Genomic DNA, 10,133 nt, shown 5'->3' with positions numbered 1-10,133 from the left:
TTGGCGGGGCCTCGTTATTTTTTTTATACCCCCCCCCCCCTGGGGGGGGGGGGGGTACTCCCGGCGGGGGGGGGCCCGGGGGGGGGGGGGGGCCCCGCCTCCGTGGTGCGGCGCCGGTCAGGACGTGGCGCGGCCCGCGGTCTCCAGCAGGCCGTGCCCGGCCATGTCCAGTTCGGCGGACGAGTCGGCCACCGTCCACCGGCCGAGCGCCATCTCGGCGGTGATCCCGGGCCCGAACCCGGCGACGATGCCGCGTGCCCCGTCGGTCACCACGCCCTCGTCGAAGAGGCGTCGTACGGCGTCGAGGACGACGGCGCTGGCGATGTTGCCGTACTCGGTGAGGGTGCCCCGGCTGAACCGGAATGCCTCAGGCGCCACTTCGAGGAAGCGGCTGAGGTCGTCCAGGATGCGGGGGCCGCCCGCGTGGATGATGTAGAAGTCGAGTCCGGTGGCGTCCCAGCCGTGCTGGTCGGCCATCGTACGGAGCGCGGGGGCCAGCGGCTCCATGGTGGTGGGCACGCGCTTGTCGAGCAGGAAGTGGAATCCGGTGGCGCGGACGCTGTAGGCGATCCAGTCGGTGGTGTCGGGCACGAGGTGGGAGCCGTTGCGCTCCATCCTGATGCCGGTGCCGCCCTCGCCCCGTACGACCGCGGCGGCGACCGCGTCGCCGAACAGGCCGTTGGAGAGCAGCGAGCCGACGCCGAGGTCCGTCGGCTGGTAGCAGAGCGAGCAGAACTCGCAGGCGACGATCAGCACGTTGCTGCCGGGGTAGGCGCGGCAGAAGTCGTGTGCCCGGTTGATGGCGGCGCCGCCCGCCGCGCAGCCGAGCTGGGCGATCGGGAGCTGCCGGGTGTGGCCGGGGAAGTCCATGGTGTTGATCAGCCAGGCGGTCAGCGACGGCATCATGAAGCCGGTGCACGAGACGTAGACGATCATGTCGATGTCGGCGGGGCGCAGCTCGGCGTGGTCGAGGGCGCGCCGGACCACCTCGGGCACGCGTCGCTTGGCCTCGGCCTCGTACAGCATGTTGCGGTCCTCGAAACCGGGGTGGCGCAGCGTCTCCTCGATGGGCTGGACGATATGGCGCTTGGAGACCCCGGTGTTCTCGATCAGCCGCAGCGCGAGCGGCAGTTGCGGATGGTCCTCGTGGAGCGAGCGCGCGAGAGCGAGCGTGTCCTCCATGGTGATCACATGTTCGGGGACCGAGACCGCGGGTTTGCACAGAGTCGCCACGACGCGCTCTCTCCTTCATTCGTGTTCGCTGTGAACTGGGGCCCACATTCGGGGCTGGGCCACCGCCCCGCAACTGCGGGAAACAGGTGACAGCACCGGAGGGCCGCCGGTCGGGGGACGGATCTGCGGGGGAACCGAAGAGCCGTCAGGATTCCACGCGCGACTACGGAACGTAGGGAAGGCGTCGGCGGGATCGCCCGTTCAGGGGGTGGTGGAGGCGCCCGGGTGTCACCCGCGGCCGGGCGCGGGAGGGATGGTCCCCATGGCGTTCTCGTGGTGTGCGTACCGGGTTCCGGCCGGTGGCGACGGTCGCCCGCGGGGCCTCGTGGCCCCCGTCCCGGCGCCCGGCGGACGGCGGTTCACGGTCCTGAGGCCGTACGGCGTCCGGCGTGTCGCGGGCGCGGGGTGCGGGGTGGCGGGCCGATGATCCTGCTGACCGGGGTCACCGGCACCGTCGGACGGCTCGTGGCGGAGCGTCTGGCCACCGCGGAGCCGGTACGGCTGCTCTCCCGGGACCCGCGCCGTATCGCCGCGCTCGCCGGGCCGGGGACCGAGGTCGTGGGCGGCGACTTCGCGGATCCCGTCTCGCTGGCCGCCGCGCTGACCGGGGTACGGGCGGCGTTCCTCGTCACGGCGGACCCGCTCGCGCCCGCCCACGACGAGCACTTCGTCACCGCGGCCCGCCGGGCCGGCGTACGCCATGTGGTGAAGCTGTCGGCGCGGGCGGTGGCCGAGCCCGACGCCGACGACCTGATCACGCGCCGGCAGCGGGACGCCGAGGACGTGCTCCGCGCCTCGGGCGTCGCGTGGACCTTCCTGCGGCCCCGGGCGTTCATGTCCAACACCCTGGGCTGGGCGCGTTCGGTCCGTGACGAGGGGGTGGTGCGCGCCTTCCACGGCGCCGCGCCCCACGCCACCGTCGATCCGCGTGACATCGCCGAGGTCGCCGCGCTGGCCCTCACCGGCGCCGTGCTCCCCGGGCGCGCCCACCCGCTCACCGGCCCGGCGGCGATCAGCGCGGCCCAGCAGGTCGCCGTGCTCTCCGGGCTGCTCCGGCGCCCGCTGCGGCTGGTGGAGCTGACCCGGGACCAGGCGTACGAGGGGCTGCTCGCCCGCTGGCCGCGCCCGGTGGCCGACGCGCTCCTGGAGGGCGCGGAACGGCAGGGCGCGGGCGCCAAGGCGCGGGTGGAGCCGGCGGTGCGGACACTGCTCGGGCGGCCGGCCCGGCCCTACCGCGTCTGGGCCCGGGACCACCTCCCCGCCTTCGGTGGCTGAACCGGCCCCGCCGTCCGCTCCGGCGCCATTACCCGGCACGTAATCGACCCGTCCGCGCCGGGGCGGCATCGTTGCGGTCACCGGGGCCCGACCGACGCACTTCGGCCGGGTTCCGGCACCGTACGCACGCTCCCGTCCTGCCTCTGGAGGCTGACCGACCATGTCGGAGAACCGTTACGAGACCGCCGTGGCCCGCTACTTCGAGGCGTGGAACGCGCCGTCGGAGCAGGCCGTCGCCGAGGCCGTCGCCGCCGCCTGGAGCGAGGACGGCGGCTACACCGACCCGCTGGCCTCCGACACCGGTCACGAGGCGCTGGCCGCGCTGATCGCCGGGGCCCAGGAGCGGTTCCCCGGCTTCACGTTCACCTTGAGCGGCCCGGTCGACGGCCATCACGACCTCGCGCGGTTCTCCTGGGAGCTGGTCTCGGCCGCCGACGGCTCCGCTCCCGTCGCGGGCTCCGACGTGATCACGCTCGCCGAGGACGGCCGGATCGCCGTGGTCCAGGGCTTCCTGGACCGGGTGCCCACCGCTCCGTAGCGGGGCGGCGCCGGAGCGGGGACGCCTCACCGGGGAGGGCGTCCCCGCTCCCGCCGTCGCCCCTTGTGGGAGCACCGCCGCTGCGGGCAGCATGCCGCCATGTCTTTTCTCGCTCCCGCCGTACGCCCCTACCGTCCCGAGGACCTGCCCGCGCTGTACGACATCTGCGTACGCACCGGGGACAGGGGCCAGGACTCCCGGCATCTCTACCCCGACCACGAACTGCTGCCGAGCATCTTCGCGGCGCCCTACGCCGTGCTGGAGCCGGAGCTGACCTTCGTGGTCGACGACGGGACGGGCCGGGCGGTCGGTTACATCCTCGGCACCGCCGACACCGCCGCCTTCGTCAAGACGTTCCGTGAGGTCTGGCTGCCGCCGCTGGCCGGCCGCTATCCGGCGCCGACGGGGCCGGCCCGCACCCCGAGCGAGGAGATGATCGCCCTGCTGCACCGCCCTGAGCGGATGGTGCTGCCCGAACTGGCCGGGTATCCCGCGCACTTGCACATCGATCTGCTGCCCGAGGCCCAGCGCCGGGGGCACGGCAGGGCGTTGATGCACTCCTTTCTCGGCGCGCTGCGTCACCAGGGCGTCGACGCCGTCCATCTGTCGATGGCCACCGCCAACACCCCGGCCCGCGCCTTCTACGACCGGCTCGGCTTCCATGTGATCGCGGTGCCGGACCCAGGTCCTGTCGCCCATCTCGGGCGTTCGACCACCGTGGACGGGGACGCCGCGCCCAGGTGAGGGGGACGGACGCGACGGTCATACGCGGCCCCGCCTGGTGACCGCCGCGGACGCCGCGCCCATGGCCCCGCCGGCGATGATCATGACGACGCTCACATAGATCTCGTAGCCGTCGAAGAAGCTCGTCCTGGACACGACGGACCAGAGCCGGAACCATCCGTCGGTCAGTTCGTACAGCAAACCGCCCACCCCCTGGGACAGCAGAACGAAGCAGAGGAATCCGAGAAACGTCTTCACCCGCCCAGGCTAGAAACCGCGCGTCGGGGCGGCTATCGGCCATCGGGCGCGGGCCCCGGGACGAAAGTCGCCCGCGCCGTGGCCCGCGTTCATCCCAAAGTCGCCGCCCCCGCCGGCCGGGCGCCGCCCGGCGTGCCCCGCCCGGCGGCGGCGATCCGGATCTCCGCCCGCGTGGTCACCCCGCCCACGGTCACCGCGACCGTGACCGTCCCGGGCCGCAGCGCGGTGAGGGTGCCGGTGGCCGGGTCGAGGACCGCCGCGTGGCGCGGCCGGGCGCCGGCGCGGTCGCCGATACGGAGGTTGAGGGAGCCGGTCCAGTCGGCGCTGAGCGGAAAGCCGACGGGGATGCGCCGGGCGCCCTGGACGACCGTCGCCGTCACCGTGGCGCTCCGGCCGGGCGTCAGCGTGGCCGGGGCGTCGAGGGTCAGCGCGTCGGTGTGCGCGCGGGTCGCCACGGAGACCCAGTCGGGGCCGCCCGTCCACGGCTTCAGGCGGGCGGCCGTCCACCCGCTCCTGGAGACCTGGTCCACCCCGACGAGCGACCAGCCGGTGAAGCCGCCCTCGCCCGGCGGGGCGGCGGGCGCCTTGCCGGAGTCGCCGTTGATCAGGTACGGCACGCCGTCCACGCGCGAGGCGTCGAAGACCCCGACGTGGCCGCCGACGAACGCGGCGCCCTTGCCCGTCGTACGGCGGAACTCCGCGAGCCACCGTTCGAGGAGGGCCGCCTCCTTGCGGTCGCCGAGCCGGCTGGCCTGCTGGACGGTCGGGTCGCGCGGCGGTACGTGTTCGATCACCATCACCGAGCCGATCCGGTCGTCCCGCGCCGCCGCGTCGAGTTGCTCCCGTACCGTCCTGATCTGGGCGAGTCCGCCGCCGCGCAGGGTCAGGGCGGAGGTGTCGAGGGTGAGGAAGCGGGTACCCCGGTGGTCGAAGACCCGTTGGGCGGGGCCGAACCGCGCCACGAACTCCTCGATGGAGCCGCCCATCACCTCGTGGTTGCCGGGCACGTAGTACCAGGGCAGCGCGTCGCCGAGCTCCTCGGTGAGGACCGTCCTGGCGAAGTCGAGGTCCGCGGGTGAACCCTCGTCCACCAGATCGCCGTTGACGACGAGGAAGTCCGGCTCGGCCGCCCTGATCTCGCGCAGGGTGCGGCGGGCCTGGGCCACGATCGCGCTGTCCGGGTCGCGGGCGACGAACTGCGCGTCGGACATCACCGCGAACCGCCAGTCCCGCCCGGCGGTCCCGGCCGCGGTGTCGATCAGTGGGTCGGCGGCGCGCGGCCGGTCGGGCAGGTCGACGGCGGGCGGCACCTGCGCCGTCAGTTCGTCGATGACGATCTCCCCGGTGTACTGCCGGGTCGCGGCGGTCTCCGCGAGGTAGAAGCGGTGGACGGCGAGCGGGGTCGCGGCCCCGGCCGGTACCTCGAAGGTCACCTGCCGCCAGCCGGTCCAGGTGACGTAGGGGCCGCGCAGCAACTGGTCGGAGCCCGCCGCGTCCTTGAGGTGCAGGGTGGGCCAGGCGCCCTTGCCGTCGCCCTTGATCCAGAGCTTGAAGGACTGCGGCCGGCCGGGCACGGGGATGCGCTGTGGCGGGGTGGCGTACGCCGCGCGGGTCGCGGTGGACCGGGTGAAGTCGTAGCGGAGGGTGAGCCCGGTGCCGGTGCGGCCGTCCGGGGTGGCCGCGACGGAGCCGTCCGCCCGCGCCTGACCGAAGGTCCAGGACGCGGCGTCGTCGAAGCCGGAGACGTGCTGTTCCTCCAGTCCGACGCCGACGGCGAGCGCGGTGGTGGCGCCGCCGACGGTGGCGGTGATCCGGCCCCCTCCGCCGTCCTTCAGCGCGGCCACGGTGAAGGAGCCCCGGCCGTCGTCGGTGACGGAGAAGAGGGCGCGGTCGTAGTCGAGGGTCACGTCGCGGGGTTCGACGGGCGCGCTGGTGCCGTGCGTGTCGAGCCCGACGATGCCGAAGGTGCCGGTGGCCGTGGCGTCCGCGAGGCCGATACGCGGGGTGGTCGGCTGGATCCGGGCGAGGGGGGCGAGCACGGTCAGTTCGGTGGAGCCGTGGGCGCGGCCGTGTTCGGCCCGTACCGGCGTGGTGCCGCCGGTACGGGCGGTGAAGACGCCCTCGCGGTCGACCCGGCCCACGGAGGGCCGCAGGGCCCGCCAGCGCGGGGCGCCCGCCGCGGGTCCGTAGGTCTCGTCGTACCCGGCGGCCGTCAGACGGCGGGTCAGCCCGGGGAAGACCCGCTCGGGGTGGCCGCCCTTGACGGGGTCGACGGTGGGGGCGGCGCCCGGGGGCGTGCGGGTCTCGACCCAGAAGCCGGTCAGCCTCCCGCTGCCGTCGGGGGCGGTGAGGGCGAGGCCGTTGGGTACGGTGCGCTCGCTGCCGTCGGAGGGGCTGTTCTCCACCCGCAGCGCGTCGCTGCCGGGCGCGCGGGCGACGAGGGTGGAGGAGCCTCCGCCGTCGAGGTTGAGCGCGCTGTACGCGCCGGCCCGCGCCATCATCAGGCCCAGTTCGGTGAGGGTGACGCCACCGCTGTCGGCCTGTCGGCCGTCGACGGTGATCACCCGCATGGTGGCGCCGTCGCGGGAGAAGCCGACGGCGGTGCGTGGCGCCGCGGTGTTGTTGCCCTCGCCCTCGTGGCTCACCGCCCTGCCGTCGGTGACGAGGAGTTCACGGCCGCCGACGGCGGTGCGCGGCACGGGCCCGCCGTCGTCGGTGCGCGGCCGGTACTCCAGGGTGACGGGGTCGCCGGGGCGCAGCGCGGTCAGCGCCCCGGCGCCCGCTTCCCTGCCGACCAGGACGGTCGTGCCGGTGGCGATGGGCCCGGTGCCCGGCCGGTCGGTGACGGAGACGACACGCCCGTCCCGTACGGCGGCCTCGGCGACCGGGGCCGCGCGGTCCACGGTGAGCGCCCGGTCGGCCTCGCCCCACGCGGCCGTGTAGGCGCCGATGCCACCCGCCGGCACGTTCGCGGCGTTGTACGCCTCCAGCGCGCGCGGCCCCGAGGGGAGGGTGACGGTGCCGTCGAAGTAGAGCCGCAGGACGCGTCCCGCGCCGCCGGGGCCGATGCCGACCGCTCGGTGGGTGCCGGGCGCCGGGGAGTGGACGACCTCCCCGTCCGCGATGCCGGGGCCCTGCGGCGCGCCGGTCTCGTTGATGTCGAAGAAGTCCGCGTTGATCGCGGCGACGGTGCGGCGGCCGGGCCCCGGGTCGTGCCGGGCGGCGAGCTCGGAGACCGTACGGCGGTCGGAGACCTTCCCGGTGGAGAGGTAGTCGGCCCGCGCGCCGCTGCTGCCGCCGAGGTCGACGGAGAGGGTGTCGACCCGCAGCCATTTATCGGATTCGAGCCGGTCGTACGAGGTCAGCCGGACGCCGGGGGCGATGGGCCGGGCGGCGTGGGCCGTCTCGATGCCGTCGCCGTCGGCCACGGACCGCGCCGTGGCACCGGATCCGGCGGCGCTCGCGGGCGGCGGTGCGACGGGCCGCAGGATCTCCGCGGCGGTACGGGGGCGCGGGTCGGGGGTGGAGTCGGCGGCGGACGGGGCGCCCGCCCCGACGGTCAGGGCAGACACGACCGCGAACAGCACGGCGGTCCGCCCGGCGATGCCTGGGCCCACAACTCCTCCTGGATGACGGTGAATGGACATGGCTGAGCCGTGCTCTGCCGGCACACCCAGGATTGCCGTGCACACGCCAATGAACCAGGGGTTCGCGGGAACGATGTGGAGAACACGCGGTGACGGGGTCGAACGGGTCAACGCCGCGCGGGTCCGTCAGGTCACGCCACGCTCAGGACGATGAGGCGTCGGCGGGCCCGGTGGCGTCCCGGCGCAGGAGCAGCAGGGCCATGTCGTCGCCGCCCCCGGGCTCCCCCACCGTGCCGAAGAGCAGGTCGGCCAGGGCGGGCAGCTCCGCGGGGCCCGTCCGTACGGCCTGACGGAGCGCTTCGAGACTGTCGCCCAGATCGATGCCGGGCCGTTCCACCAGGCCGTCGGTGCACAGGAGCAGGGTCTCGCCGGGGCCGAGCACCCCGGTGGTCACCGGGTAGCCGATGCCGCCGTGTCCGGCGAACTCCGCGGAGAGGCCGAGCGGCAGCCCGCCGGCCGTCCCGATCCACTCGCACCGTCCGTCGGCGCGGCGCAGCAGCGGGTCGAGATGCCCGGCGCGTACGATCCGCAGCCCCCCTCCGACCAGGTCCACCTCCACATACGTGCAGGTCGCGAAGCGTTCGGTGCCCAGTTCCCGCAGCAGCGTCGAGGCGCGGGCCAGCGCGGTCGCGGGCGGGTGGCCCTCGGCGGTGTACGCCCACAGCGCCATCCGCAGCTGGCCCATCACGACGGCCGCGTCCGTGTCGTGGCCCTGGACGTCGCCGATGGTGAGCCCCACCCGGCCGCCGGGCAGCGGCAGTACGTCGTACCAGTCCCCGCCGACGCTCCGGCCGAGCCGTGCCGAGCGGTACCGCACGGCGGTCGAAGCGCCGGGGAGGTCGGGGATGCGGCGGGGCAGCATCGCCTGCTGGAGCCCTTCGGCGAGATCGTGCCTCTGCTCGTAGAGCATCGCGCGCTGCAGGCTCTGCGCGATGGAGCTGCCGAGGGCGAGCAGCAGGGTGCGCTCCTCGTCGCTGAAGGCGCGGGGCAGCGGGGAGAGCAGCCCGAGCACCCCGATCGGAGTGGCCTGGGCGACCAGCGGGAGATAGGCGCCTGAGGCTACGGAGAGCGATTCGACGTACGGCCAGAGCAGCGGGTAGGAGGTCCTGAACTCCTCCCGTGAGCCGATGAAGCGGGGCCGCCGGGTCCGTACCACCTCGCTCATCGGGAACGGGTCGTCGACCCGGGTGTAGCGCAGTTCCGGTACGTACGATCCCGCGCGTCCCTCGGCGACCAGCCGGATCCGTGCGCCCTCGACCACGCCGAGCATCACGCTCACCGCGGTGAGGTGGCCCAGCGCCTCCGGGTCGCGGAGCACGTCGAGGACGTCCTCGACGCTCGTCGCGCGGGCCAGCAGGGCGGTGGTACGGGTCACCACGCCGGTCAGTCTGCGCCGCGCCTCGGTCAGATCGCTCCGGGCGGCGGCCTGGGCCAGCTCGCGCTCGGCGCTCCGTACGAGGCCGATGAGCCGGCGGGGCCGTCCCTCGGCGTCGTGGCCGAGGTAGGCCTGGGCGTGCGCCCAGCGTGTGGATCCGGTGCGCAGCCTGACCCGGAAGTACGCGCTGTGCCGGGCGGTGCCGGCCTTCAGGGCCCGGGCGGCGACGGCCTTGAGCCGGGCGGCGTCGGCGTGCGGGATCCGGTGCGCCAGGGCCGCCGGGTCGCCGTCGTACTCCCCGGGGAGCAGGTCGAGCACGGCGAGGGCGGCCGGGTCGAGGTGGAGCAGCCCGCTGTCGAGGTCCCAGTCGAAGCTGCCCATGCGGTTGAGGGCCAGGCTCCGATCCGGGCGGGCCGGCCAGTCGTCCGGCAGCGGTACGGCAGCCGGAGGTGCGCCCCGATCAGCCATGGAGCAACCATCTCACCGATCGGCCCGGGCCACTCCTCGAAGACGTGGCACCGTCCGGGCCCGCGGCCGTCGGGCGCCGGTGGCGCGTGACGCGCGGCGACGGCGCCGCCGGGCACGGATCACCGCACCGGACACTGCGCTGACCAGGTGATGATCCGGACGAACCAAATCGAAGGGCAGATTGTCCGTTACCCCGTGTGAGCCAGGGCGTTGAAGTGCGTGAAGGCCGCACATCGTGCGGCTGCGCTCGAAACGTTCAAGGAGAAACTTGATGTCGCGTATCGCGAAGGCAACCGCTGTTCTCGTCGGCACGGGTGCCGTCCTGGCCGGTGGCGCCGGTATGGCCGCTGCCGACGCCGGCGCCGAGGCGGCGGCCATCGGCTCGCCCGGTGTCCTGTCCGGCAACGTGGTCCAGGTGCCCGTGCACCTCCCGGTCAACGTCTGCGGCAACACCGTCGACGTGGTCGGCCTGCTCAACCCGGCGTTCGGCAACAAGTGCGCCAACCTCTCGGGCGAGAAGCACCACCGCGGCTACGGCGGCTGAGACCGGCGCAGCGGTGCGCGGCCCTGGGACCCGGGGCCGCGCACCGTTCGGTGAGGACGGCCTCCCGCGCTG

Annotated in this window: 8 protein-coding genes; 4 read left to right on the top strand and 4 right to left on the bottom strand. The window is 74.4% G+C overall.

Annotated features, from left to right (window positions below):
* Positions 1–117 precede the first annotated feature (117 nt).
* Positions 118–1,233: a type III polyketide synthase gene (locus ACFXPL_RS35945; protein WP_384927376.1), complete on the bottom strand. Its 1,116-nt coding sequence runs from the start codon at positions 1,231–1,233 to the stop codon at positions 118–120.
* A gap of 423 nt (positions 1,234–1,656) precedes the next feature.
* Between ACFXPL_RS35945 and ACFXPL_RS35940 the strand changes: the two genes are divergently transcribed.
* The 3 genes from ACFXPL_RS35940 to ACFXPL_RS35930 all read left to right on the top strand — a co-directional run bounded on the left by ACFXPL_RS35940 (position 1,657) and on the right by ACFXPL_RS35930 (position 3,790).
* Positions 1,657–2,508 carry an NAD(P)H-binding protein gene (locus ACFXPL_RS35940; RefSeq protein WP_384927375.1) on the top strand — a complete coding sequence of 284 codons (852 nt, stop codon included), beginning with the start codon at positions 1,657–1,659 and terminating at the stop codon, positions 2,506–2,508.
* Between the two features lie 160 nt (positions 2,509–2,668).
* Positions 2,669–3,046, top strand: a complete 378-nt coding sequence (locus ACFXPL_RS35935; protein WP_384927374.1) for a nuclear transport factor 2 family protein — start codon at positions 2,669–2,671, stop codon at positions 3,044–3,046.
* Between the two features lie 99 nt (positions 3,047–3,145).
* A complete protein-coding gene (locus ACFXPL_RS35930) occupies positions 3,146–3,790 on the top strand; it encodes a GNAT family N-acetyltransferase (RefSeq protein WP_384927373.1) in 645 nt (214 codons plus the stop codon).
* 18 nt (positions 3,791–3,808) lie between these two features.
* On the opposite strand, the gene ACFXPL_RS35925 is transcribed toward ACFXPL_RS35930, so the two are convergent.
* The 3 genes from ACFXPL_RS35925 to ACFXPL_RS35915 form a co-directional block, all read right to left on the bottom strand.
* Positions 3,809–4,027, bottom strand: coding sequence for a hypothetical protein (locus ACFXPL_RS35925; RefSeq protein WP_384927372.1), 219 nt, complete (start codon positions 4,025–4,027; stop codon positions 3,809–3,811).
* A gap of 89 nt (positions 4,028–4,116) precedes the next feature.
* Positions 4,117–7,644, bottom strand: a complete 3,528-nt coding sequence (locus tag ACFXPL_RS35920; RefSeq protein ID WP_384927371.1) for a phosphodiester glycosidase family protein — start codon at positions 7,642–7,644, stop codon at positions 4,117–4,119.
* A gap of 172 nt (positions 7,645–7,816) precedes the next feature.
* Positions 7,817–9,517 (bottom strand): SpoIIE family protein phosphatase, encoded by a 1,701-nt coding sequence (locus ACFXPL_RS35915; protein ID WP_384927370.1) that lies wholly within the window; start codon positions 9,515–9,517, stop codon positions 7,817–7,819.
* Between the two features lie 271 nt (positions 9,518–9,788).
* Here ACFXPL_RS35915 and ACFXPL_RS35910 point away from each other — a divergent pair, with 271 nt between their 5' ends.
* Positions 9,789–10,061: a chaplin gene (locus ACFXPL_RS35910; RefSeq protein WP_384927369.1), complete on the top strand. Its 273-nt coding sequence runs from the start codon at positions 9,789–9,791 to the stop codon at positions 10,059–10,061.
* The last annotated feature ends 72 nt before the right edge of the window (positions 10,062–10,133 follow it).

Source organism: Streptomyces sp. NPDC059092 (assembly GCF_042756365.1).
In the GTDB taxonomy this organism is placed as follows: Bacteria; Actinomycetota; Actinomycetes; order Streptomycetales; family Streptomycetaceae; genus Streptomyces.
This window is presented reverse-complemented; position numbering and strand designations above follow the sequence as displayed.

Coding starts and splice junctions, on each gene's coding strand:
- ACFXPL_RS35940 (WP_384927375.1), top strand. CDS start 1,657: ATGATCCTGCTGACCGGGGTCACCGGCACCGTCGGACGGCTCGTGGCG.
- ACFXPL_RS35935 (WP_384927374.1), top strand. CDS start 2,669: ATGTCGGAGAACCGTTACGAGACCGCCGTGGCCCGCTACTTCGAGGCG.
- ACFXPL_RS35930 (WP_384927373.1), top strand. CDS start 3,146: ATGTCTTTTCTCGCTCCCGCCGTACGCCCCTACCGTCCCGAGGACCTG.
- ACFXPL_RS35915 (WP_384927370.1), bottom strand. CDS start 9,517: ATGGCTGATCGGGGCGCACCTCCGGCTGCCGTACCGCTGCCGGACGAC.
- ACFXPL_RS35910 (WP_384927369.1), top strand. CDS start 9,789: ATGTCGCGTATCGCGAAGGCAACCGCTGTTCTCGTCGGCACGGGTGCC.